This is a genomic window from Rhodanobacter sp. FW102-FHT14D06 (genome assembly GCF_043950705.1).
In the GTDB taxonomy this organism is placed as follows: Bacteria; Pseudomonadota; Gammaproteobacteria; order Xanthomonadales; family Rhodanobacteraceae; genus Rhodanobacter.
On the sequence record NZ_CP170722.1, the window covers coordinates 1,702,331 to 1,725,930 of the forward strand.

Annotated in this window: 17 protein-coding genes and 1 riboswitch; of the genes, 11 read left to right on the forward strand and 6 right to left on the reverse strand. The window is 69.1% G+C overall.

The genetic code is table 11. The features are described from left to right. Positions 1–97: 97 nt before the first annotated feature. Both pgl and zwf read right to left on the reverse strand, forming a co-directional pair. A complete protein-coding gene (gene pgl / locus ACFCQI_RS07810) occupies positions 98–811 on the reverse strand; it encodes a 6-phosphogluconolactonase (protein ID WP_395120871.1) in 714 nt (237 codons plus the stop codon). Between the two features lie 75 nt (positions 812–886). Next, positions 887–2,350 (reverse strand): glucose-6-phosphate dehydrogenase, encoded by a 1,464-nt coding sequence (gene zwf / locus ACFCQI_RS07815; protein ID WP_395120872.1) that lies wholly within the window; start codon positions 2,348–2,350, stop codon positions 887–889. Positions 2,351–2,748: 398 nt separating this feature from the next. On the opposite strand from zwf, the gene ACFCQI_RS07820 reads away from it, so the two are divergent. The 6 genes from ACFCQI_RS07820 to ACFCQI_RS07845 all read left to right on the forward strand — a co-directional run bounded on the left by ACFCQI_RS07820 (position 2,749) and on the right by ACFCQI_RS07845 (position 14,902). Continuing rightward, on the forward strand, positions 2,749–3,501 hold the full coding sequence (locus ACFCQI_RS07820; protein ID WP_136259285.1) for a GntR family transcriptional regulator: 753 nt from the start codon (positions 2,749–2,751) through the stop codon (positions 3,499–3,501). Between the two features lie 9 nt (positions 3,502–3,510). Beyond that, entirely contained in the window at positions 3,511–4,542 is a 1,032-nt protein-coding gene (locus ACFCQI_RS07825) for an SIS domain-containing protein (RefSeq protein WP_395120873.1), read from the forward strand. Between the two features lie 166 nt (positions 4,543–4,708). After that, complete coding sequence (gene nagA, locus ACFCQI_RS07830) at positions 4,709–5,857, forward strand: N-acetylglucosamine-6-phosphate deacetylase (protein WP_395120874.1); 1,149 nt, start codon at positions 4,709–4,711, stop codon at positions 5,855–5,857. 113 nt (positions 5,858–5,970) lie between these two features. Further along, a riboswitch (cobalamin riboswitch) is annotated at positions 5,971–6,202 on the forward strand. Between the two features lie 122 nt (positions 6,203–6,324). Beyond that, positions 6,325–8,190, forward strand: coding sequence for a TonB-dependent vitamin B12 receptor (gene btuB / locus ACFCQI_RS07835; RefSeq protein WP_395120876.1), 1,866 nt, complete (start codon positions 6,325–6,327; stop codon positions 8,188–8,190). A 109-nt stretch (positions 8,191–8,299) separates the two neighbouring features. Next, entirely contained in the window at positions 8,300–11,464 is a 3,165-nt protein-coding gene (locus ACFCQI_RS07840; RefSeq protein WP_395120877.1) for an efflux RND transporter permease subunit, read from the forward strand. A 270-nt stretch (positions 11,465–11,734) separates the two neighbouring features. Further along, positions 11,735–14,902 (forward strand): efflux RND transporter permease subunit, encoded by a 3,168-nt coding sequence (locus tag ACFCQI_RS07845; RefSeq protein ID WP_395120878.1) that lies wholly within the window; start codon positions 11,735–11,737, stop codon positions 14,900–14,902. A 122-nt stretch (positions 14,903–15,024) separates the two neighbouring features. On the opposite strand, the gene ACFCQI_RS07850 is transcribed toward ACFCQI_RS07845, so the two are convergent. Together ACFCQI_RS07850 and ACFCQI_RS07855 are read right to left on the reverse strand one after the other, a co-directional pair. Next, a complete protein-coding gene (locus ACFCQI_RS07850; protein ID WP_395120879.1) occupies positions 15,025–15,351 on the reverse strand; it encodes a nucleotide pyrophosphohydrolase in 327 nt (108 codons plus the stop codon). 78 nt (positions 15,352–15,429) lie between these two features. Further along, a complete protein-coding gene (locus ACFCQI_RS07855) occupies positions 15,430–15,747 on the reverse strand; it encodes a hypothetical protein (RefSeq protein ID WP_395120880.1) in 318 nt (105 codons plus the stop codon). A gap of 221 nt (positions 15,748–15,968) precedes the next feature. Here ACFCQI_RS07855 and ACFCQI_RS07860 point away from each other — a divergent pair, with 221 nt between their 5' ends. The 3 genes from ACFCQI_RS07860 to ACFCQI_RS07870 are packed head-to-tail and all read left to right on the forward strand — an operon-like array spanning position 15,969 to position 17,073. After that, positions 15,969–16,445, forward strand: coding sequence for a helix-turn-helix transcriptional regulator (locus ACFCQI_RS07860; RefSeq protein WP_395120881.1), 477 nt, complete (start codon positions 15,969–15,971; stop codon positions 16,443–16,445). Next, positions 16,442–16,861 (forward strand): VOC family protein, encoded by a 420-nt coding sequence (locus ACFCQI_RS07865; RefSeq protein ID WP_395120882.1) that lies wholly within the window; start codon positions 16,442–16,444, stop codon positions 16,859–16,861. The genes ACFCQI_RS07860 and ACFCQI_RS07865 overlap by 4 nt, the downstream gene beginning before the upstream one ends. Further along, a complete protein-coding gene (locus ACFCQI_RS07870; RefSeq protein WP_395120883.1) occupies positions 16,858–17,073 on the forward strand; it encodes a hypothetical protein in 216 nt (71 codons plus the stop codon). The genes ACFCQI_RS07865 and ACFCQI_RS07870 overlap by 4 nt, the downstream gene beginning before the upstream one ends. Before the next feature lie 82 nt (positions 17,074–17,155). Here the strand turns inward: ACFCQI_RS07870 and ACFCQI_RS07875 are convergent, their stop codons facing one another. Continuing rightward, positions 17,156–19,129 (reverse strand): alpha/beta fold hydrolase, encoded by a 1,974-nt coding sequence (locus ACFCQI_RS07875; RefSeq protein ID WP_395120884.1) that lies wholly within the window; start codon positions 19,127–19,129, stop codon positions 17,156–17,158. A gap of 88 nt (positions 19,130–19,217) precedes the next feature. After that, entirely contained in the window at positions 19,218–20,507 is a 1,290-nt protein-coding gene (locus ACFCQI_RS07880) for an MFS transporter (protein WP_395120885.1), read from the reverse strand. A gap of 233 nt (positions 20,508–20,740) precedes the next feature. Here ACFCQI_RS07880 and ACFCQI_RS07885 point away from each other — a divergent pair, with 233 nt between their 5' ends. Both ACFCQI_RS07885 and ACFCQI_RS07890 read left to right on the forward strand, forming a co-directional pair. Next, complete coding sequence (locus ACFCQI_RS07885; RefSeq protein WP_395120886.1) at positions 20,741–22,129, forward strand: M16 family metallopeptidase; 1,389 nt, start codon at positions 20,741–20,743, stop codon at positions 22,127–22,129. Beyond that, positions 22,126–23,595 (forward strand): M16 family metallopeptidase, encoded by a 1,470-nt coding sequence (locus tag ACFCQI_RS07890; protein ID WP_395120888.1) that lies wholly within the window; start codon positions 22,126–22,128, stop codon positions 23,593–23,595. Before ACFCQI_RS07885 ends, ACFCQI_RS07890 begins: the two co-directional genes overlap by 4 nt. Positions 23,596–23,600: the final 5 nt, after the last annotated feature.

Here is a 23,600-nt window from a genome sequence, read left to right on the forward strand (position 1 = left end):
ATCCAGAAATGAGTGAAGACGAGTGAGAAACGAGAGACGGCGGGAGTGGCGGGTGCGGTTCACTCATTTCTCACCCCTCTCCACTCGTTTCTCGCTCTCAAGGGCACCAGTACACCGCCACCGGCACGCGTTGCTGGGTCAGCACGGCGCGCACCGGATAGTCGCGCGCGGCACCCAGGCCAAGCCGCGCGTCGGCGAGTACGTCGCGCTTCTTCTCGCCGGCCACCAGCAGGTACAACGCGCGTGTGTGCAGCAGCGTGGGCAAGGTCAGCGTGATGCGTGGCTCGTCGGCACCGGGCGCGTGCATCGGCAGTACGCGCATGCTGCCGTGCGGGTCCAGCGCTTCGGCGAGGTGGTCGCCGCCGGGAAAGAACGAAGCGGTGTGGCCGTCGTCACCCATGCCCAGCACCACCGCGTCGAACGGCAGCGGCAACGCGGCGATGCGTGCTTCGGCGCGGGCCAGGCCGGCCTCCGGGCTGGCGTCGCCGGTGTACAGCGGAATGAATGGCGCCGCGGCAGCGGCGTGCTGCAGCAGGTGCGTATGCACCAGTCGCGCGTTGGAGCGCACATCGCTTTCGGGCACCCAGCGTTCGTCGACCAGGGTCACCTGCACCCTGGTCCAGTCCAGTGCCTGGCGCGACAGCTGCTCGAAGAAATCCTTCGGCGTGCTGCCGCCGGAGACCGCCAGCACGGCCTGGCCGCGTTGCGCCAGGCCGTCGCGCAGGCGTTCGGCCACGCGCTCGGCCAGCGCCACGGCTTGCGCCTGGCATCCGGTGAAGCTGTGGGTGGTGACGTTGGTGGGTGCGGACATGGCGGGTTCGATCGGCGGCGAGGTGATGCGTTCCAGTGTGGTTGGGGCGGCGCAGGCAGCAGGTGAAGTGCGCGCCTATTCGTTGTCGTCGTGCCAGGTGCGGCCGTCGCGCTCGATCAGCGCCACCGAGGCGCTCGGCCCCCAGCTGCCGGCCGCGTACGGCCGCGGCGCTTCGCCGCTGTCGCTCCACGCGGCCAGGATCGGGCCGGCCCAGCGCCAGGCCGCTTCCACTTCGTCGCGGCGCATGAACAAGGTGGGATTGCCGCGCACCACGTCCAGCAACAGGCGTTCGTAGGCATCGGGCTGCGACACGCCGAACGCCTCGGCGAAGCTCATGTCCAACGGCACGTGGCGCAGGCGCAGGCCGCCGGGGCCGGGGTGCTTGATGGTCAGCCACAACTTCACGCCCTCGTCCGGCTGCAGCCGCAGCACCAGCCGGTTCTGCGCCAGCGAGCCGGAGGCGGCGTCGAAGATGGAATGCGGCACCGGCTTGAAGGTCACCGCGATCTCCGACACCCGATGCGCGAGGCGCTTGCCGGTGCGCAGGTAGAACGGCACGCCGGCCCAGCGCCAGTTGCCGATCTCGGCTTTCAGCGCGACGAAGGTCTCGGTATCGGATTTCGCGTTGCCCAGTTCCTCGCCGTAGCCGGGCACGCTGGCGCCCTCGGCCACGCCGGCGCGGTACTGGCCGCGCACGGTGAGCTGGCCGGCGTTGCTCGCGTCGATGGGCTTGAGCGAGTGCAGCACCTTGAGCTTCTCGTCGCGCACCGCGTCCGGCGCCAGCGACGAGGGCGGTTCCATGGCCACCATGCACAGCAGTTGCAGCATGTGGTTCTGCACCATGTCGCGCAGCGCGCCGGCGCGGTCGTAATAGGCGCCGCGGTGGCCCACGCCCAGCGTCTCGGCCACGGTGATCTGCACGTGGTCGATGTGCGCGGAGTTCCACAGCGGCTCGAACAGCGCGTTGCCGAAGCGCAGCACCAGCAGGTTCTGCACCGTCTCCTTGCCGAGGTAGTGGTCGATGCGGAAGGTCTGGGTTTCGTCGAACACCTGGCCCACCGCATCGTTGATCCGGTTGGCGCTGTCCAGGTCGCGGCCGATGGGCTTCTCCAGCACCACGCGCGACTTGCCCTGGTTCAAGCCGTAATGGCCCAGCCGCTTGCAGATGTCGACGAACAGTTCGGGCGAGGTCGACAGGTAGAACACCCGCACGTGGTCGGGCTCGGCGCCGATGAAGGCGGCGAAATCGTCCCAGCCCTCGTCCTTGCGCGCATCCAGCGGACGGTAGAACACCTGCTGCAGGAACTCGTCCAGCTGGCGGGCATCGCAGATCGCGATCAGCGCCTCGCGCAGTTGCGCGCGGTAGCCGGCGTCGTCCAGCGCCTCGCGCGCCACGCCGACGATGCGGCTGCTGGGCGGCAACTGGTGGTCGAGAAAACGGTGGAACAGCGCCGGCAGCAATTTGCGCGCGGCGAGATCGCCGGTGCCGCCGAAGATCACCAGGTCGAATGGCTCGACGGTTTGGGGGGAAGCAGTCACGCGATCACCTCGACTCGATGCCGGCTGGCGGGCCGCGGCCGGATGCCGCTGCCCGGGTTTTTGCCGATGGTACCAGTGAAATACCAGAGCGACTACCCGGTTGCATACGAATTCATCGGCGGCCCCAGCAGAACGATCCGCAGGCAGTCCCGCCACCCCCGTTCTCCCTGAGCGCAGGCCGTTCCCGCAGGCCGTACGCGGGGAGCAGCCAGGGATGGCTGTGCCTTGGGAAGCAAGGAAGTCGAAGGGTCCGGTCACCCGGCGATGCACTTCGACCCCGCTCGCCGGCGCGAGCCACGCTCGGTGCGAACGGCTGGGCATGGCCGAGCGTTTGCTGGCGGGCATATCGCACCGTCATGGCTTGCGGCCGGTGGATCGCTATTGGTATGGTGCGCGCCATGGAAACCACCTTGTCCAAGGAATACCGCCGGATCTGCCGCGACCCGGCCAATCACCAGCCGCTGGCCTACCTGCGGCTGCGCCAGGCGATCCGCAACGTGGTGCAGCAGCACGACGTCGAGCCGGGCCACGCGCTGCCCAGCGAACGCGACCTGGCGCTGGTGCTGAAGCTCTCGCGGGTCACCGTGCGCAAGGCGATCGCCGGCCTGGTCGAGGAAGGCCTGCTGACCCAGCGCCACGGCGCCGGCACCTTCATCGCCGAGCGCATCGTCAAGCCGATGTCGCGGCTGACCAGTTTCACCGAGGATCTGCGCGAGCGCGGACTGCGCCCGCGTTCGGAGTTCTTCGAGCGGGTGATCGGCGAGGTGACGCCGGAGGAGTCGATGGCGATGAACCTCTCGCCCGGCTCGCTGGTGGTGCGCCTGCATCGCCTGCGCTACGGGCAGGACGAGCCGCTGGCGATCGAGCGCAGCGTGGTGCCGGCCAGCGTGCTGCCCGATCCGATGCTGGTGCGCGACTCGCTGTACGAGGCGCTGGAACAACTCGGCTGCCGCCCGCGCCGCGCGCTGCAGCGCCTGCGCGCGGTGTCGCTGAACGCGCAGCAGGCGCGGCTGCTGCACGTGGCGGTGGGCAGCGCCGGCCTGAACATCGAACGGCGCAGCTTCCTCGACGACGGCCGCGTGGTCGAGTTCACCACCTCCTGGTATCGCGGCGACATCTACGACTTCGTCGCCGAATTGCACACCGACTGAAGGACAAGCATGAACGCCAGCGACACCCTGATGTTCCGCGAAGCGCAGGAATCGGCCGCGGTGGTGGCGCGCCAGCTTGCCGCCAACGAAGCGGTGGTGAGCGCGCTGGCGCAGTCGCTGCGTGAGGCGCCGCCACGCTTCATCGTCACCTGCGCGCGCGGCAGTTCGGATCACGCCGCGGCCTACGCCAAGTACGTGTTCGAGACGCAGCTGGGCATCGCCACCGCCTCGGCGTCGCCCTCGGTGAGCTCGGTGTATGCCGCCGAGCAGCAGTGGCGGGACGCGCTGTTCATCGCGATTTCGCAATCGGGCAAGAGCCCCGACCTGCTGCGCACCGCGGAGGCGGCGAAACGTGCCGGTGCGCGCGTGGTGGCGCTGGTCAACGTGGCCGATTCGCCGCTGGCCGCGCTGGCCGACACCGTGATTCCGCTGCACGCCGGGCCCGAGCGCAGCGTGGCGGCGACCAAGAGCTACCTCGCCGCACTGGCCGCGGTGCTGCACCTGTGCGCGCGCTGGAGCGGCGACGCCGAACTCGACGCCGCGCTGCCGACCCTGCCCGACGCCTTGCGCAAGAGCTGGGATGCGGACTGGTCCAGCCTCCATGAAGGCCTGGTCGGCGCGCACAACCTGTTCGTGGTCGGCCGCGGCTTCGGCCTCGGCATCGCGCTGGAAGCGGCGCTCAAGTTCAAGGAAACCTGCGGCCTGCACGCCGAGGCGTTCAGCGCGGCCGAGGTGAAGCACGGCCCGATGGCGCTGGTCGGACCGGACTTCCCGGTGCTGTGCTTCGCCCAGGACGACGACACCCTGGCCAGCACGCTGGCGGTGGCGCGCGAGTTCCGCGGCCGCGGCGCGCAGGTCTTCGTTGCCGCGCCGGGCCAGCACGGCCCCGGCACGCTGCCGGTGCCCGGTGGCCTGCCCGCGCTGTGCACGCCGCTGCTGATCATCCAGAGCTTCTACCGCGCCGCCAGCGGGCTTGCGCTGCGCCGCGGTTTCAACCCCGACGTGCCGCCGCATCTGAACAAGGTCACCGAAACCGTCTAGGAGCGAGGAGTGAGTGGCGAGGAGTGAGGAGCGAGAGAAAGCCATGGCGCAGCGGCGCGCTCTGGTTCCGCTCCGGCTCCGACCCCCGCCCTGATTCCTGCTCTTGTTCGGCCCTCTCTCACTCCTCACTCCTCACCACTCACTTTTCGCCCTTCACTCCCTGCCCATGCCCACCGCCCTCACTCACGCCCGCGTACTCACCCCCGACGGCTGGCGCGACGACCTCGCCGTGTTGTTGGATGGCGAGCGCATCGCCGAGCTGCTGCCGCCATCCGATCCGCGCGTGCGCGATGCGCAGCGGCAGGATCTCGCCGGCGCCATGCTGCTGCCGGGCTTCATCGACGTGCAGGTCAACGGCGGTGGCGGCGTGCTGTTCAACGAGGCACCGACGGTGGAGACGATCCGCCGCATCGGCGCAGCCCACCGGCGCTACGGCACCACCGGTTTCCTGCCGACCCTGATCAGCGATCGGGTCGAGGTGATGCGCGAAGCGCTGGCGGCGGTGGAACAGGCATTGGCCGAAGGCGTGCCGGGCCTGCTCGGCATCCACCTCGAAGGGCCGTACCTGGCGCCCGCCCGCAAGGGCGTGCACGACGCGAAGTACTTCCACGTGCCCGGCGCCGACGAGCTGGCCTTGCTGTGCGCACCCCATCGCGGCATCCGGCTGGTCACGCTGGCCCCGGACCGGGTGCCGCCGGCGAGCATCCGCGCGCTCGCCGCCGCCGGGGTGATCGTCTGCGCCGGCCACACCGCCGCCGACTACGAAACCACCCGCGCCGCACTCGATGCCGGCGTGCGCGGCTTCACGCATTTGTTCAACGCGATGACTCCGTTCGGCAGCCGCGAGCCGGGCGTGGTCGGCGCCGCGCTGGAAGATGCGGCGAGCTGGTGCGGCATCATCGTCGACGGCCACCACGTGCACCCGGCCAGCCTGCGTGTGGCGATCGCCGCCAAGGCCCGCGGCAAGATGCTGCTGGTCACCGACGCGATGCCGCCGGTCGGCGCCGATCGCCCCGACTACGTGCTCAACGGCGAAACCATCACCGTGAAAGACGGCATCTGCCAGACCGCCAGCGGCGTGCTCGCCGGCTCGGCGCTCGACATGGCCGCCGCCGTGCGCAACACCGTGCAGATGCTCGGCCTGCCGCTGGACGAGGCAGTGCGCATGGCCAGCACCTGGCCGGCCGAGTTCCTCGGTCTTGGCGCAAGCCGCGGCCGCATCGCGGCCGGCTGCCGCGCCGATCTGGTGGCGATGGACGATGCGTTGCGCGTGCAGCAAAGCTGGATCGGCGGCGAGGAGCGGGGCGAGAAGTGAGTGGAGAGGAGTGAGAGGTGAGAGAGAGCCAGCACCACGCCTCGACCCGCCTTTTCTCGTTTCTCACCCCTCTCCACTCACTCCCGCACCATTGCCCGAATGGGCGTCCGCCGCTACAGTGACGCGGTTCAGGTGTCCCGACGGTTCAACGCCCAAGGGATGAAACGGGAAGCCGGTGCGTGGTGTGCGAACACTGCAAGGCCGGCGCTGCCCCCGCAACGGTAAGCGAAAGACACGAACGGCGAAGGCCACTGTGCGATGCACGGGAAGGCGCCGTTCGCGGCGAGCGGAATCACCGCCCGCCACTCGCGAGCCCGGAGACCGGCCTGGACGCTCCTTGGTGGCTCGCGGTGGGCGAGGCCGGACCACGGTCTGTCTGTCCGTCGTTCCGTCCCCGCTTTTTCGCCCGGCTGCCATTCCCTCTGGACATGCGGCCGTGCGCGGGTGCGCGGCGAAGGAAAACGAAGATGAAGAAGACCTTGCTGGCCAGCTTGCTGCTGGCCTGCGCCACCGGTGCCGGCGCGACCGGGCTGGACCCATCCGGGCAGGACCGCGCCATTTCGCTGGAGCCGGTGATCGTCACCGCCACGCGCACGCCGATCGACATCGGCGACTCGCTGTCGTCGGTGAGCGTGATCAGCCGCGCCGACATCGAGCGGCTGCAGCCGGTGTCGATCGCCGACCTGCTGACCGGCCTGCCCGGCGTGAGCTTCGCCAACGCCGGCGGCTACGGCCAGCAGACTTCGCTGTTCCTGCGCGGCGCCAATTCCACCCACACCCTGCTGCTGGTCGATGGCGTGCGGGTGGCTTCGGTCAGCGCGGGGCTGGCCGCGTTCGAGCAGATTCCGGTGGAGCAGATCGAACGCATCGAGATCGTGCGCGGCCCGCGCTCCAGCCTCTACGGCGCCGATGCGATCGGCGGCGTGATCCAGATCTTCACCCGCCGCGGCTCGCGCGACGGCGGCCTCGAACCGTCGCTGGCGCTCACCGCCGGCACCGACAGGCTGTTGCGCGGCCAGCTCGGGCTGTCCGGCGGCAGCGAACAGGGCTGGTACAACCTGGGCGCGGGCAGCCAGTACACCGGCGGCATCAACACCTGCCGCGTCGGCGCCGCCGCGGCCTTTGCCGGCTGCTTCACCGACGAGCCGGATCGCGATCCGTCGCGCAACAAGAACCTCAGCGCCAGCGGCGGCTACCGCTGGGACAACGGTGCCGAACTGACCGGCACCTGGTTGCGCAGCCTGGGCGAGGCGCATTTCGACGGCAGCTACCAGAACCGCTGGCGCACCGTGCAGCAGGTCGCCGGTTCGACCTTCGGCTTCCGTCCGCTGCAGGCGTGGAAGAGCACGCTCAGCGTGGGCCAGAACCTGGACCGCTACGACAACTACGAGAACGCGAGCTTCGTCGGCTACATCTATTCGCGCCGCAACCAGGCCTCGTGGCAGAACGACATCAACCTGGCCGCGGACCAGCTGCTGACGCTCGGCATCGACTGGCAGGGCGAGCACATCGACAGCGACACCGGCTTTCTCGCCACCCGCCGCCACGACACCGGCGCGTACGCGCAGTACCAGGCCACGTTCGGGCCGAACGAGCTGGCGCTCTCCGCGCGGCGCGACAGGAACAGCCAGTACGGCCACCACGACACCGGCGCACTGGCCTGGGGTTATCACTTCGACAGCGGCGTGAAGCTCACCGCCAGCTACGGCAGCGCCTTCCACGCGCCCACCTTCAACGATCTCTACTACCCCTACGGCAGCGGCAATCCGGACCTGAAACCGGAGACTTCGCGCAGCGCCGAGCTGGGCCTGAGCCGGCAGCACGACGGCTGGAACTGGGCGCTGAACGCCTACCAGACGCGCATCGACCAGCTGATCGCGCTGGACAGCCAGTACTTCCCGCGCAACATCAGCAAGGCGCGCATCCGCGGCGTGGAAGGCCAGTTCGGCGCCCGGCTCGGCGGCTGGCAGCTGCAGAGCTACCTGACATGGCTGCAGCCGCGCAACGAGGATGGCGGCCCGAACGACGGCAACGTGCTGCCGCGCCGCGCCGAGCAGACGGCGCGCATCGACCTGGACCGCCGCTACGGCGCCTTCGGCGTCGGCGCCACGTTCAACGCCGCCGGCCACCGCTATGACGATGCGGCCAACGCACACCGACTGGGCGGTTACGCCACCACCGACTTGCGTGCGAGCTGGCAGTTCGACCGCGCCTGGCAACTGGAGGCGCGCCTGGCCAATGCGTTCGACCGCCACTACGAAACGGTCTGGTACTTCAACCAGCCCGGGCGCGAGCTGCTGCTGACCTTGCGCTACCGCCCCGGCGCGCGTTGATCGGCGGGGTGGCGGGCACTGCCCGCCGCTCCCGCGGCCGCCGGCATGCCGCAGGTCACTGCCGTCGGCCGGACCGGTGCCGTTATGCTTGGGCGACAGGGAGAGCCACGTGAACGCATTCGCACCGATGATCCGCCGCCCGGTCGGCACCTCGCTGCTCGCCATCGGCCTGATGATCGCGGGCGTGTGGGCCTATCTGCTGATCGGCGTGGCAGCGTTCCCGTCGATCGAGTTTCCCGGCGTGGCGGTGGTGGCGGGCATGCCCGGCGCCAGCGCGCAGACCATGGCCACCACGGTGATGGCGCCGCTGGAACGGCACATCGGGCGCATCCCGGGCGTGCAGTTCATGTTCTCCAGCGCCAGCGAAGGGCGCGCGCAGATCCAGGTGCTGTTCAAGTACGGGCGCTCCACCGATGCGGCTGCGCGCGACGTGCAGGCGGCGCTCAATGCCGCCGCCGCCGACCTGCCGCCGGGCATGCCGGCACCGCCGCAGTACTTCAAGTTCGATACCTCGACCATCCCGGTGCTGCTGGTCACGCTGACCTCCAGCAGCCTGCCGCCGGACCGCCTCTACGACCTCACCGACACCCTGCTCAAGCCCGCGGTGGCGCAGATCCCCGGCGTGGCCCAGGTGCAGGTCGGCGGCGGCACCCCGCACGCGGTGCGCATCGCGCTGAACGCCAACGCGCTGGCGATCAAGGGCATCACCACCAACCAGGTCGCCAACGCGCTGCGCGCGGCCAACGTCACCTCGCCGCAGGGCATCCTCAGCGACGGCGTCAGCCAGATGACGGTGACCGCCAACGACGCGCTGCACACGCCGGCGGATTTCGCCAGCCTGGTGATCGCCAGCAACAACGGCGTGCCGGTCCGGCTGGCCGACGTGGCCACGGTGAGCGGCGGGCAGCAGGACCAGTACGCCGCGGCCTGGTTCAACGGTACCCGCGCGGTGACCCTGCAGATCAGCAAGCGTCCGGACGCCAACGCGATCGCCGTGGTCAAGGCGATCCGCGCGGCGCTGCCCGGGCTCAGCCACGTGTTGCCCGCCGACGTGAAGATCACCCCGATCTTCGACCTCACCCCGACGACAGAATCGGCGCTGCATGAGGTCGAGGTGGCGCTGGGCATGAGCATCGTGATGGTGGCGCTGGTGATGCTGCTGTTCCTGCGCCGGCTGCGGCCGACCCTGATCGCCATGCTCAGCGTGCCGCTGTCGCTGGCCGGCGCGCTGATCGTGATGTGGATGCTCGGCTTCACCCTGAACATCTTCTCGCTGGTGGCGCTGGTGCTGTGCGTGGGTTTCGTGGTGGACGACGCGATCGTGGTGATCGAGAACATCGTGCGCCACATCGAGCAGGGCATGGCGCCGCTGCAGGCGGCGCTGACCGGCGTGCGCGAGATCGGTTTCACGGTGGTGTCGATCACGCTGTCGCTGATCGCCGTGTTCGGGCCGATGGTGTTCGGCGACAACATGTTCACCATGCTGATGCGCGAGTTCGCGGTGACCCTGGTCGCCACCATCGTGATCTCCGCGGTGGTCTCGCTCACCCTCACCCCAGCCCTGTGCGGGCGCAGCCTGGTGCACGAGCCGGAGGGCAGCCGCACGCCCGGGCGGCTGGAGCGGCTGGCCGAGCGCTTCGATGGCTGGCTGCTCGCGCAGTACCGGCGCGCGCTGGACTGGTCGATGCGCCATCGCCGCCTGATGCGCTGGCAGCCCGCCGTGCTGCTCGTGCTCACCGGCGTGCTGGCGGTGCTGGTGGTGATGACCGCCGGCGGCGGCCTGATGCCGAAGGAGGACACCGGCCTGGTGCAGGTGCAGATCACTGCCGGCCCGAACATCTCGCCGACCCGGCTGACCACGCGCTCACGCGAGGTGGCCGCGGTGTTCCAGGCCGACCCGGCGGTGCTGGACGTATCCACCATCGTCAACGGCGGCAACGGCGCGCACCTGTTCGTCGACCTCAAGCCGCTGGGCGATCGGCCGGACGATCGCCACGTCACGGTGCAGCAGGTGGTCGACCGCCTCGCCGCCCACTTCAAGGGCGTCACCGACCTCGACGTGGCGGTGTCCGCGGTGCAGTTCTTCGGTGGTGGCGGTGGCGGCGGCCTGGGCGGCGGCAATGTCGGGCGCTACTCGTTCCAGCTCGACAGCCTGGACGGCACGCCGCTGCAGGAACCCACCCTGCATCTCGAACACGTCATGCGCGGCATGAAGCAGTTCAAGGATGTCACCAGCAGCTTCGACGGCATCGGCACCCAGCAGATGGTGCAGGTCGACCGCGCCGCCGCCGCGCGGCTGCAGGTGAGCATGGGCCAGATCGACTCGGCGCTGTACAACGCGTTCGGGCAGAACCAGATCTCCACCATCTATTCGGACATCAACCAGTACCGCGTGGTGCTGACCGCCGACCGCGGCGACGAGCTGAGCCCGCAGGGATTGCTCGGCACCTATGTGCGCAGCAGCCGCGGCGAGATGATCCCGCTCTCCGCGCTGGCCACGATCCAGCCGCACCTGGCACCGGCCACGGTCAGCCACTTCAACCAGCTCGAATCGGCCTCGATCAACTACAACCTGGCCGAGGGCATCACCCCGGCGGAAGGCCTGAAGCTGGTCGACCAGGCGATCTTCGCCGCCGCGCTGCCGAACGGCATCCAGCGCAAGTACACCGGCGAGAACCAGAACCTGGTCGACGCGCTGAGCGACGTGCTGTTGCTGCTGCTGGCGGTGATCCTGGTGATGTACGTGGTGCTGGGCGTGCTGTACGAGAGCCTGATCCACCCGCTGACCATCCTCTCCACCCTGCCCGCCGCCGGCATGGGCGCGTTCCTCGCCATGCTGGTGACCCATACCCAGCTGACCCTGATGTCGGTGATCGCGGTGCTGATGCTGATCGGCATCGTCAAGAAGAACGCGATCCTGATGGTCGATTTCGCCCTGGTCGCCGAACGCGAGCGCGGCCTGTCGCCGCCCGAGGCCATCCGCGAGGCCGCGCTGGTGCGCTTCCGCCCGATCACGATGACCACCCTGGTGGCGATGGGCGCGGCGCTGCCGCTGGCGGTGGGCTTCGGCTACGGCTCGGAGCTGCGCCAGCCGCTGGGCATCGCGATCCTCGGCGGCCTGCTGGTGTCGCAGCTGCTGACCCTGTTGAGCACGCCGGCGATCTACCTGTGGCAGCACGACCACCGCGAGCGCAAGGCGGTGCAGAAGCGCATCCGCGAGGAATTCCGCCGTGGCCGCGGCGTGCCCCCGCCGATGCCGGTGTTGCCCAAATAGCCGGGATTCGGCCATTCGACAAGCTCAGGACGGTGAATCCGGGATCCGCGACGAGCTGGTGGGCGCTCCCCGCCCTGCCCGCGGCTCTCCCGAATCCCGTCGCCCAACCCCCTGCCTTCCGGCACGGTGCGTACTTCAGGCACATACGCCTCCGGATGCCCGGTGGCATAAAGCCGCCATGAAAGGAACTCCGCTGCCCACTGCTGGTCTTGCGTACTTGGCGCACGCGTGCGCCGTGCGCCGCTCCGCTTCCTCGCCGCGGGTATTCGCGTGAACGTGTTCGCCCCGTTGATCCGCCGCCCGGCCGGCACCTCGCTGCTTGCCGTCGGCCTGGTGCTGGCCGGGCTGTGGGCTTACCTGTTGCTCGGCGTGGCGGCGCTGCCCTCGCTGGACTTCCCCGGTGTCTACGTGGTGGCGAACATGCCCGGCGCCAGCGCGCAGACCATGGCCAACACGGTGATGGCGCCGCTGGAACGCCATCTTGGCCAGATCCCCGGCATCGACGACATGTACGGCAACGCCAACGAAGGCGCGGTGGGGATCGGCGTGCGCTTCAACTTCAGCCGCACCGCCGACAGCGCCGCGCGGGACGTGCAGGCGGCGCTGAATGCCGCGGCGGCCGACCTGCCCGCGGGCATGCCTTCGCCCCCGCAGTACTTCAAGTTCGATACCTCGCAGATCCCGATCCTCTTCATCACCCTGACCTCCGAGGGCATGCCGCAGGACAAGCTGTTCGACCTGGCCGACACTTTGCTGAAACCCGCCGTCGCGCAGATCGACGGCGTGGCCCAGGTGCAGGTGTTCGGCGGCACGCCGCACGCGGTGCGCATCGACCTGGACAACCGCGCGCTGGCCGCCAAGGATCTCACCGCCAACGACGTCGCCAACGCGTTGCGCGCAGCCAACGTCAACTCGCCGCAGGGCATCATCAGCGACGGTCGCACGCAGATGACGGTGAGCGCCAACGACGGCCTGCGCGAGCCGGCCCAGTTCGCCGACCTGCTGATCGCCGAGCGCAACGGCGCGCCGGTGCGGCTGTCCGACGTGGCGCATGTCTACTCCGGCCAGCAGGATCAATACCAGGCGGCGTGGTTCAACGGCGCGCGCACGGTCGGCCTGCAGATCACCAAGCGGCCGGAGGCGAACGCGGTGGCCACGGTGGCGGCGATCCGCGCGCGTCTGCCGCAACTGGCCGCCTCGCTGCCCTCTGACGTGAACATGCTGCCGGTGTTCGACCTCACCCAGACCACGCAGTCGGCGCTGCACGAGGTGAAGGTCGCGTTGCTGATCTCGATCGCGATGGTGGCGCTGGTGATGCTGGTGTTCCTGCGCCGGCTGCGGCCGACCCTGATCGCCATGCTCAGCGTGCCGCTGTCGCTGGCCGGCGCGTTCGTGGTGATGTGGATGCTCGGCTACACGCTCAACACCTTGTCGCTGGTGGCGCTGGTGCTGTGCATCGGTTTCGTGGTGGACGATGCGATCGTGGTGATCGAGAACATCGTGCGCCACATGGAGCAGGGCATGGCCCCGCTGCCGGCGGCGTTGACCGGCGTGCGCGAGATCGGTTTCACCGTGGTATCGATCACGCTGTCGCTGGTGGCGGTGTTCGCGCCGCTGCTGTTCGGCAACAACATGCTGATCATGCTGCTGCGCGAGTTCTCGGTGACGCTCACCGCCGCGGTGGTGATCTCGGCGATCGTCTCGCTCACCCTCACGCCTGCGCTGTGCGGCCACCTGCTCAAGCACGAGCCGGTGCCGGCGCCCCCGCCGGGGCGCATCGAGCGGGCGGTGGAGCGTTTCGATCGCGGCCTGCTGCGGATGTACGAAAGCGCGCTGGACTGGGCCATGCGCCACCGCCGGCTGATGCGCTGGCAGCCGCTGCTGCTGCTGTTCCTCACCTTCGCGCTGGGCGCGGCGGTGGTGAAGACCGCCGGCGGCACCTTCATGCCCGACGAGGACACCGGCCAGCTGCAGGTGGAGATCGACGCCGACGCGAACATCTCGCCCACCGTGCTGGCCGACCGCGCGCGGCAGGTGCAGAAGATCATGCAGGCCGACCCTGCCGTGCTCGACCAGCTGACCCTGCTCGGCGGCAACGGTGCCGGCGGCGCGGTAGGCAACAGCGCGCAGATGTTCGTCGACCTCAAGCCGCGCGGCGATGGCCCTGGCGAGCGCGATGAAGGCATCAAGGCAGTGATCGAGCGCCTCTCGAAACAGTACGACCGCCTGCCCGACGTCAAGGTGTCGGTCAGCGCCTCGCAATTCCTCGGCGGCGGCGGCAGCGGCGACCGCGGCGGCCAGTACGAGTTCCAGCTCACCAGCACCCAGGGCAGCGACCTGCAGCCGTGGGCGTTGAAGATGGTGCGCCAGTTGCGCACGCTGAAGGAGTTCCGCGACGTCAGCAGCCCGTTCGACCAGGTCGGCAAGCAGCAGCAGCTGCGCATCGACCGCGAGGCCGCCGCGCGGCTGCACGTCAGCGTGGGCGCCATCGACACCGCGCTGTTCAGCGCGTTCGGCCAGCGCCAGGTGTCGCAGATCTACTCCGACATCAACCAGTACGCGGTGGTGCTCAACGCCAGCCCGAACGAGAACCTGAGCCCGCAGTCGCTGCTGAACATCCGCGTGCGCAGCGAGCAGGGCAAGATGATTCCGCTTTCCGCGCTGGCCACCATGGAGCCGACGATCAGCCCGCTGCGCGTGCGCCACCACAACCAACTGCAGGCGGTGACCATCAGCTACAACCTGGCCAAGGACGTCACCCAGGATCGCGGCGTGGCGCTGGTCGACCAGGCCGCCTTCGCGCTGCACCTGCCGGACGGCGTCAAGGTGGAATACACCGGCGCCAACCAGCGCCTCAAGCAGGCGCAATCGAACGGCATGGTGCTGCTGCTCGGCTCGATCCTGGCCATGTACATCGTGCTGGGCATCCTCTACGAAAGCCTGGGCCACCCGCTGACCATCCTCTCCACCCTGCCCGCCGCCGGCGCCGGCGCGTTCCTGGCGATGCTGGTCACGCAGACGCAGCTGTCGCTGATGGCGATCATCGCGATCCTGATGCTGATCGGCATCGTCAAGAAAAACGCGATCCTGATGGTCGACTTCGCCCTGGTGCGCGAGCGCGAGCACGGCATGTCCGCGCCCGATGCCATCCGCGAAGCCGCACTGGTCCGCTTCCGCCCGATCACCATGACCACCCTGGTGGCGATGGGCGCGGCGATGCCGCTGGCGATCGGCTTCGGCATCGGCTCCGAAATGCGCCAGCCGCTCGGCATCGCCATCGTCGGCGGCCTGCTGGTCTCGCAACTGCTGACCCTGCTCAGCACCCCGGCGATCTACCTGTGGAATCACGACCGCAAGATCCGCAAGGCGGCGCGCAAGGAGCGCAAGGCGGAGAAGAAGCGGTTGAAGGCGTTGGCGCGTCCGCAGCCCGCGGCCTGATCGCCGTGGACCGGGCGATCGAGGATTCGCGCGGCTCCCGCTGCGCGCGCCGCTACGGCGTTCGGTTTCTGCGGGGTGGCTGCGTCACGGAATCGTGCTCCAGGCGCGGGCCCGGGCGGTCGTCATGTGCGCAGTTCGCCGGCAACGTGATCGATCAGCTCCCTCGTGTTCCTGCAGTACTCCGCTTCCAGGTCGATCCCGCACTTGTCCGCCAGCACGATGATCGACCACAGGCAGTCCGACAACTCGTGGCCAAGCTTCGCCTTGCAGTCGTCGATCTTGCGGACCCCCGCGTTCGCCTGGATCAGCTTCGCCAGGTCGCCGACGTCGCCCATGAAACCCAGCGCCAGCTCCTGCGTGGTCCAGGCGCGTCCGTACATCCTGGTTTCCAGCTGCTCGTAGAGGTCGTTGAGCCGCAGCGCGGATTTTTCCAGATCGGAAAAGTTCATGGGGACTCCAGGTGAGGACAGCATCGAGCAGTACCGCGCGGACTCGCCGGTGCGCAGGGCAGATGGCGGTAGCCCACACTAGTCACTGGTCATCCAGACGCCGGCAATGATGAGCCACGCGAAGGCAACGGGCCAGATGGCTGCGGGCCGGACGCCGGCGGACGAGGCCAGTCGCCGCATGCTGAGCGAGCCGGCAACCACGACCAGGCTGGCGAACACGAAGCCCCACGCGATCCAGCTGGAAACGAGGATGTGGGTGCGCGCATGAGCGCCGACCCGCGAAATGTGCCAGGCGTACACCGCGCCGAACGCGAGTGCCACGCACAACTGCGTCGCAGACAGGATCTTCAGCACCTTGTTCCAACCGGCGTAGGTCGAGCGGGACTGAATGGTCATGGCGCCGTGATGTTCGAGTGGAGTGCCGGGACAGCCGCGCTTTTGTCAGCGTGCAAGCCGTCCGCAAATGGATGCCTTGGGCGAGACGACGATACGTGGCGTCGAGTGCCGAGAGCAAGGGAACAACTGGAGTAGTTGGCCGGACACGCTTGCCATGCCGCGGGATTCTGCTGCACTGTCCGGTGCAGTCATTCGATGGCGTCACGCAGGGCACGAAGCCGATGGGCCAGAATCCCGAATTGTTGCGCCGCCTGCTGCGCGCGAAGGACCGGATGGACGCAGCCTCCCACGAGGAGTGGCCGGTCCGGCGGCTGGCGCAGGTGAGCGCGGTGTCGGCGGCGCACTTCGCGCGTTCGTTCCGGGAAGCGTTCGGCGTGCCGCCGCATCGCTATCTGCTCACGCGCCGGATCGAACGCGCCACGGCGCTGCTGCGCGATGGCGATCTGCCGGTCACCGAGATCGCGCTGCAGACCGGTTGGAACAGCATCGGCACGTTCGGGCGGATCTTCCGCGACATCACCGGCGAGAGTCCGGGCGAATTCCGCGCGCGCCAGCGCGCGATCGGGCATGGACACGGACATGTTCCGGAATGCTTCGTGCGCGCCGCGCACCGGCCCGACCTCAGGAGCGCAGTTTCGGAGAAGCGCCGCCGTGCAGCCCCCGGTAAAAAGGCACTCCAATCCACGGAGGTCCCATGACTCAAGGTGTCGATGTAGCCGGACTCTATGTCCGCGACCAGGATGAAGCGCTCGCCTTCTATGTCGGAAAGCTGGGCTTTGTCGTCAGTGCCGATGCGCGCAACGGCGACTATCGCTGGCTCACCGTGCAGCATCCGGAGCAGCCCTCGTTCCAGCTCGGTCTGTTCAGGCCGGGGCCGCCGGTCCACGACGCGGCGACTGCGCAGACGCTCTGCGAGATGGTGGCCAAGGGTGCGATGCCGCCGTTGGTGTTGGCGGTGGACGATTGCCAGGCCGCTTTCGAGCGGCTGCAAGCGCTGGGCGTGGAGTTCACGCAGGAGCCGATGCGCCGCTACGGCACCGTGGATGCAGGCTTCCGCGATCCCTCCGGCAATGGCTGGAAGATGATCGAGGCCAGGGCGAAGGGCGCGGCATGAGCGCGAGCCAGTGGATCCGCCAGAGCCACCGCTGGCTGTCGATCGTGTTCACCCTGACCGTGATCGCGAACTTCGCCTGGCGCGGGATGAGCCCGCACGAACCGCCGGCATGGTTGACCTATGCGCCGCTGCCGCCGCTGTTCGCGCAGTTGTTCAGCGGCCTGTACCTGTTCGCGCTGCCGTACGCCGCGGCAGCGCGCCGCAGGGCCTGAAGCCGCGGGCGCGGCGCGTTCCCGGTCCCCGCCATCGGCAACTGCGGTTCGAGTGGCGAACAGCGAGTCGAGTGCCGCGCGCCTACTTGCCGCCTGCCGTGACGCCGGGCCCGATGCTCGAACCGATGAAGTCGAGCATCTTCCCGTACAGCTCGGCGACGTTGGCCTCGTCGTAGAAGCCGTGCATCTCGCCGGGCTTTTCCAGCCAGACGTGCGGCACGTGGCGCTTGAGCAGCGCCTCGTGCAGGTTCGTGCCCTGGATCGGCGGCACGCGCCGGTCCTGGCCGCCGACCACCAGCATCACCCGCGCCTTGAGCGCATCGAGCTGGTTGATCGGCGAGCGCTGCGCCAGTTGCGCCATGTCGTCGCCCAGCTGGCGCTTCAGGTAATTCTCGCCGCTGACCGTTTCGGGAATGTCGCCGCGCCGGTACATCAGGGGCAGGTCGTAGATGCCGACGTAGCCGATCGCGCACTGGTAGAGGTCCGGCTCCTTCACCGCGCCTTCCAGCGCGGCATAACCGCCGTAGCTGGCGCCGTAGATGCACAGGCGCTGCGGGTCGGCGATGCCCTGGGCGATGGCCCAGCGCGTGGCGTCAGTGACGTCGTCCTGCATCTTGCCGCCCCACTCGCGCCAGCCGGCCTGCTCGAACGCGTAGCCGTAGCCGCCCGAGCCGCGGAAATTGACCTGCACCACGACGTAGCCGCGCGTCGCCAGCGCCTGCACGTCGGCGTCGTACTCCCAGCGGTCGCGCACGGAGAACGGGCCGCCATGGACCATCACCACCGTGGGCAGGTGCTTGTCCTGCTCATGGCCCGGCGGGTAGCTCAGGTAGCCCTGCAGCTTCATGCCGTCCCGCGCGGCGAACTCGAACGGCTGCTTGGTCGCCATCGACTGCGGATTGATCCACGGCGCGCGCTTGAGCAGCGGCGTCAGCCTTGCGGCCTTGGCGTCGAACAGGTAGAACGTGCCCGGATCGGCGTCGGCCTCCACCAGCATCACGCTCAGGCTGCCATCGCTGGTGCCGGAGACGAAGCGCACGCTTTCGCCCGGGAACTGCTTCATCAGCGCCACCAGCATGCGCGCCGCCGGCGACTGCATGTCGAACGGCGCGATGCCGGCGCGGCCGTCCATGTAGGCGACACCGGCGATGTCGTCTTCGGCCAGCCCCTGCAGCAGGCCGTCCGATTCGACAGTGGGATTGCTCCACACCTCCTGCAGCGTGGGCTTGTCTTCGCTCCAGCGGCAGATGCCGAAACCGCCGCTGGGGGCCGGGCAGCTGAAGTACGCCCCGCTGTCATCACGGTCGAAGGCGATCGGCACGGAATGGCTGGCGCCCAGTTCGGGCATGGGCTTCCAGTCGCCGCCCCCGAGCGGCAGCTGGAACACCCGGACGTCGCCCTGCTCGTCCTCGCCCCAGGCAAAGCGGATCCGGCCTTGATGGTCGCCGACGAAAAATGCGTCGCGCATCGGTGCGGTGATGATTTCCCGCAACTTGCCGGTGCGCACGTCCATGCGGGAGGCGGTGGCAAACACCCCGTGCTTGCCGTTGGCGTCCCACAGCCGGGTAGCGACCAGGATGTGTTTCGGATCGCCGGCAATGGTGCCGATGAACTCCGCCGAGCCGCGTTCGCTCACCACCTGCTTGACCAGCGTACCGGTGGTCATGCCGTCCTTGCGAAAGCCGTACAGCATGGTCGAGCCTGTTCCATCGGCATTGACCGCATACAACTCGCCGGTGGGCAACGGGCGGTCGTAGCCACCCAGCCGTGTCCCCACCGTGTACACCACGCGGGTGGGAGAGATCCACCAGAAGTCCGTCACCGCGTCTTCGTTGCGCTGGCGGATCAGCTGCCCCTTCTTGTCGGCCAGGCGAATCAGCGCCAGCAGACTGTGGCCATCCACCAGGGCGGTGGTGGCAAGGTACTTGCCGTCAGGCGAAATCTTCACGGCTTCGTATTGCATGTGCCGTGCGAGATCGGCAAGCGGTACCGGTTCGGCGTGCAGGAACGTGGCGCACAGCAGCACCAGCGCGACCAACCAGCGTCGAGTATCCATGGCGATTTCCCCTGTTTTGCGATGTGCGCGGCCGCGTTCCGCGGCCATCCGGCCATCCGACTCTAATGCAAAGTGCGCGGCGGCAGGATCAGGACGCCGCCGTCGCCGTCGGCGCTGCCCCGATGCTGCGCAGCGCCGGGCTGCGCATGCAGCCCAGGGCGATCGCGGTGAGCAGCAAGCCGGCGCCGGCGAACAGGCCGGTGAGCGGGATCAGCCTGAGCAGGCTGCCGGCGATCGCGGCCGAGATCGGCCCCAGGCCCATGAAGGTGAACATCAGCACGCTCATGGCGCGGCCCATCATTTCCGGCGCCACGCGACGCTGGATCCAGCTGACGATGGCGATCTGCGCGATGCCGGCGAGCACGCCGGTGGCGGCCAGCAGCACCGCGCCGGTGACCGTCGCATGCACCAGCGCCAGCGTGGCCAGGGCCAGGCCGGCGAGGCTGTCGATGGTCAGCACCATCAGGCCGAGACGGCCGCGCACGATGCGGCTGGCCGGGCCGGAGAGAAAGCTGCCCAGCAGCATGCCGCCGCCGTTGGCGGTCATCAGGATGCCGAGCGAGGCGGCGCCCAGATCCATCCGCGTATCGGCCAGCACCGGCAGGCCCACCTGCAGCGGGCCGCCGACGAACACCGAGACCACGGCCGCGTAGAGCATGAACGCGCGCAGCGGCAGGTCGGCCCAGATCATTCGCACGCCGCTGGCCACGTTGGCCAGCACGCCGCCCGCGGCGGGCTTCGGATCGAAGTCGGCGGACACGCGGATCAGCAGCAGCGACGCCAGCGAGAAGGCGAAGCTGATCGCGTCGATGGTGAATGCCAGGCCCAGTCCCTCCGCATCCTGCAGCGCCTGCGGCTGTGCGCCGTGCGCGCCCGCGCTGATCACCACGCCGGCCAGCGCCGGACCGACGAACATGCTGAGCTGGCGCATGCCCATCACCAGCGCATTGGCCGGTTGCAGCTGATCCTTGCGCACCAGTTGCGGCAGGATTGCCGAGCCGGCCGGGTAGGCGAACGCGGTGGACAGGCCGATGCCCAGCGCGATCAGGTACACCAGCCACATGCGGATGTCGCCCAGCAGCACCAGCGCGGCCAGCAGCGCCACCAGCAGCGCGTTCGCCCCGCGCGCGGCGAGCAGCACGCGGCGCGGCGACAGCCGGTCCACCACCGCGCCGCCGATCAGCATGAACAGCGCGCGCGGCAGTGCCATCGCCGCCAGCACCAGCCCCAGCGCGGCCGGGTTGCCGGTGAGTTTCAGCACCAGCCACGGCAGCGCCACCAGGGTGAACTGGTCGCCCAGCATCGAGATCGTGCTGCCGCCGAACAGCAGGCGGAAGTTGTGGTTGGCGAAAACGGAGTCGCGGCGGGCGGGCGGCATCGAGGGTTCCGGGTCGGGCAGGCCGACGGCGCAAGAGGCGTGTCGGCGAAAAAGCGGTCGGCGAGATGCGGGAAGGCCTGCCGTGCGGCATTGGCCAGGCGGGCGATGATCGCGCACCTCGGGCTCGGCCACCACTGTCACCGGTCGGTCGTCGCGCCGCGGCCGCAAGTCACGCGCACGATCCCCGGCGAGCTTGCTAAGGTAGGCGCCTTGCCCAGGAAGGAGTGCACCGGATGAACCTGCGCCTGCCGCGCCTCGTGCTGCTTGTCCCGCTGATCGCCTGCGCCGCGTGGGCCCCGCCCCCGACCACGGCGGCGCAGCTGAGCATCCCCCCGATCCAGTACCACCAGCGCACCTTGCCCAACGGCTTGCAGGTGCTCAGCGTGGAGGATCACGCCAGCCCCAACGTGGCAGTGCAGGTCTGGTACCACGTCGGCTCCAAGGACGATCCGCAGGGGCGCTCCGGTTTCGCGCACCTGTTCGAGCACCTGATGTTCAAGAGCACGAAGCACATGCACGCCGAGCAGTTCGACCGGCTGACCGAGGACGTCGGCGGCGCCAACAACGCCTCCACCGGCGACGACGTCACCAACTATTTCGAGATCGTGCCCGGCAACCACCTGCAGACCCTGCTGTGGGCCGAGGCCGAGCGACTGTCCAACCTCAACGTGGACGAGAAGAACTTCACCTCCGAGCGCGCGGTGGTGGAGGAGGAATACCGCCAGAGCGTGCTGGCCAATCCGTACGGCAAGCTGTTCAACGCGATCGACCCGAAGTCGTACACGGTGCATCCGTACCAGCGCCCGGTGATCGGCAGCATCGAGGACCTGGAAGCCGCCTCGCTGCAGAACGTGATCGACTTCCACCGCACTTTCTATCGTCCGGACAACGCAACCCTGATCGTGGCCGGCGACTTCGACCCCAGGCAGCTCGATGCCTGGGTCGACCAGTATTTCGGCTGGATTCCCAAGCCGGCCACGCCGATCCCGCAAGTCACCGCGAAGGAGCCCGTACGCAAGCAGGACAAGCGCTACACCGTCACCAGCGAGACCGCACCGCTGCCGGCGGTGGCGATGACCTGGCTGATCCCGCCGGCATCGGACAGCGCCGACCGCATTCCGCTGCAAGTGGCCGCCGCGCTGCTGTCGCAGGGCGATTCCTCGCGGCTGTACCAGTCGCTGGTGTATCGCCACCAGGTCGCGCAGGAGATCGGCGCGTTTGCCGACACCCGCGTGGGCCCGGGCCTGTTCACCGTCTACGCGGTGCTCGCCAGCGGCCATGAACCGGCCCAGGCCGAGAAACTGCTGAACGAGGAAATCGTCTGGCTGGCGACCCAGCCGATCGCCGACGCCGAGCTGGACAAGGTCAAGACGCAACTGCTCACCAGCGAACTGAAACAGCGCCAGACCGCGCAGGGCATCGCCTTCGCGCTCGGCCAGGCCAGCCTGATCGACGGCAACGTGCAGCACGTCAACGACGACCTGGCCGCGCTGCAGAAAGTCAGCGCGAACGACGTGCATCGCGTGCTGCAGAAATACGTCACCAGCGCGAAGAAGGTGACCATCGACTACCTGCCGCAGCCCAAGGCCGCGCCGGACACCGCCAAGGGAGCAGCGAAATGAGCCGCGCCAACCATTTTCGTCTGGCCGTCTTTACGGCCATCGCGCTGACCGCCGGCATCGCTGCCGCGACCGATTTCCCGGCCACGCCGCCGGCACCCGGTCCGGCGCCGCAGTTGAACGTGCCCACGCCCACCGCGCAGACCCTGCCCAACGGCCTGGAGGTCATCAGCGTGCGCCGCGCCAACCTGCCGCTGGTGACCGCGCAGCTGTGGGTGCGCCGCGGCGGCGAGATGGACCCGCCGCGGCTGGCCGGCCTGGCCGACCTCACCGCCAACCTGCTGAGCAAGGGCGCGGCGGGCAGGAGCGCGCCGCAGATCGCTGCCGCCGCCGAGGCGCTGGGCGGCTCGCTGGATGCTTCCGCAGGCTGGGACGAGAGCGCCATCGGCATCACCGTGACCACGCCGAAACTGCCGCAGGCGCTAGGCCTGCTGGCCGAAGTGGTGCGCCAGCCGGATTTCGCCGAGACCGAGGTGCAGCGCGCCCGCAGCCAGGCGATCGACGACCTGCGCCTGCAGCTGAGCCAGCCCACCGCGCTGGCCTCGCTGGCGGCCAACCGCGGCGTGTTCGGCGAAGGCGCCTATGGCCATTCGCGCCACGGCACGCCCGACTCGCTCAAGCGCATCACCCGCGCCGACGTGCAACGCCTGCACGACACGCTGTACCGGCCGGACAACGCGATCCTGATCCTCGCCGGCGACATCACTCCCGCGCAGGCCTTGCAGCTGGCGCAGGCCAGCTTCGGCGACTGGGCCAAGCCGGCCACGCCGCTGCCGCCGCGCCCGGCCGGCAGCGCTGCCAGCCAGCTGCCGCCGATCCTGCTGATCGACCAGCACGGTGCCGGCCAGGCTGGCGTGGTCGCCGCGCACGCCGCGCCGCCGCGCCGCGACGACAGTTACTACGTCGGCAGCGTGGCCAACGCGGTGCTGGGCGGTTCGTACTCGGCACGCCTCAACGAGGAAATCCGCATCAAGCGCGGCCTCTCCTACGGCGCCGGCAGCCGGCTGCAGGGGCTGGGCGATGGCGGCGTCTGGCTGGCCTCGGCGCAAACCAAGAACCCGTCCGCGCCGCAGGTGGTCGAGCTGATGCTGGGCCAGTTCAAGCAGCTGGGCGACAGCCGCGTGGATGCCGATGAACTCGCTGCGCGCAAGGCCACCCTGATCGGCGCTTACGGCCGCAGCCTGGAGACCACCGCGGGACTGGCCGGCGAGGTCGCCGAACTGGCGATCTACGGCGTGCCGCTCGACAGCATCGGCAAGTACGTCACCGAGGTGCAGGCGGTCACGCCGAAGCAGATCGAGAAATACGCACGCAAGCACCTGGCGGCCAACGACCTGCACGTGGTGGTGGTGGGCGATGCCGCGCAGTTCGGCGCGGCGATCCGCAAGGATCATCCGCAGGCGGTGCTGCTGCAATCCACCGCGCTGGACCTGGACAGCCCCAGCCTGCAGGCGCCGGCCGGTCGCTGAAGTTC

Excerpts from the sequence above, each read along its gene's own strand:
- ACFCQI_RS07880 (WP_395120885.1), bottom strand. The coding sequence starts at position 20,507 with ATGCCGCCCGCCCGCCGCGACTCCGTTTTCGCCAACCACAACTTCCGC.
- ACFCQI_RS07850 (WP_395120879.1), bottom strand. The coding sequence starts at position 15,351 with ATGAACTTTTCCGATCTGGAAAAATCCGCGCTGCGGCTCAACGACCTC.
- ACFCQI_RS07860 (WP_395120881.1), top strand. The coding sequence starts at position 15,969 with ATGGGCCAGAATCCCGAATTGTTGCGCCGCCTGCTGCGCGCGAAGGAC.
- ACFCQI_RS07855 (WP_395120880.1), bottom strand. The coding sequence starts at position 15,747 with ATGACCATTCAGTCCCGCTCGACCTACGCCGGTTGGAACAAGGTGCTG.
- nagA (WP_395120874.1), top strand. The coding sequence starts at position 4,709 with ATGCCCACCGCCCTCACTCACGCCCGCGTACTCACCCCCGACGGCTGG.
- ACFCQI_RS07875 (WP_395120884.1), bottom strand. The coding sequence starts at position 19,129 with ATGGATACTCGACGCTGGTTGGTCGCGCTGGTGCTGCTGTGCGCCACG.
- ACFCQI_RS07885 (WP_395120886.1), top strand. The coding sequence starts at position 20,741 with ATGAACCTGCGCCTGCCGCGCCTCGTGCTGCTTGTCCCGCTGATCGCC.
- ACFCQI_RS07870 (WP_395120883.1), top strand. The coding sequence starts at position 16,858 with ATGAGCGCGAGCCAGTGGATCCGCCAGAGCCACCGCTGGCTGTCGATC.
- ACFCQI_RS07865 (WP_395120882.1), top strand. The coding sequence starts at position 16,442 with ATGACTCAAGGTGTCGATGTAGCCGGACTCTATGTCCGCGACCAGGAT.
- btuB (WP_395120876.1), top strand. The coding sequence starts at position 6,325 with ATGAAGAAGACCTTGCTGGCCAGCTTGCTGCTGGCCTGCGCCACCGGT.
- ACFCQI_RS07820 (WP_136259285.1), top strand. The coding sequence starts at position 2,749 with ATGGAAACCACCTTGTCCAAGGAATACCGCCGGATCTGCCGCGACCCG.
- ACFCQI_RS07890 (WP_395120888.1), top strand. The coding sequence starts at position 22,126 with ATGAGCCGCGCCAACCATTTTCGTCTGGCCGTCTTTACGGCCATCGCG.
- ACFCQI_RS07825 (WP_395120873.1), top strand. The coding sequence starts at position 3,511 with ATGAACGCCAGCGACACCCTGATGTTCCGCGAAGCGCAGGAATCGGCC.
- pgl (WP_395120871.1), bottom strand. The coding sequence starts at position 811 with ATGTCCGCACCCACCAACGTCACCACCCACAGCTTCACCGGATGCCAG.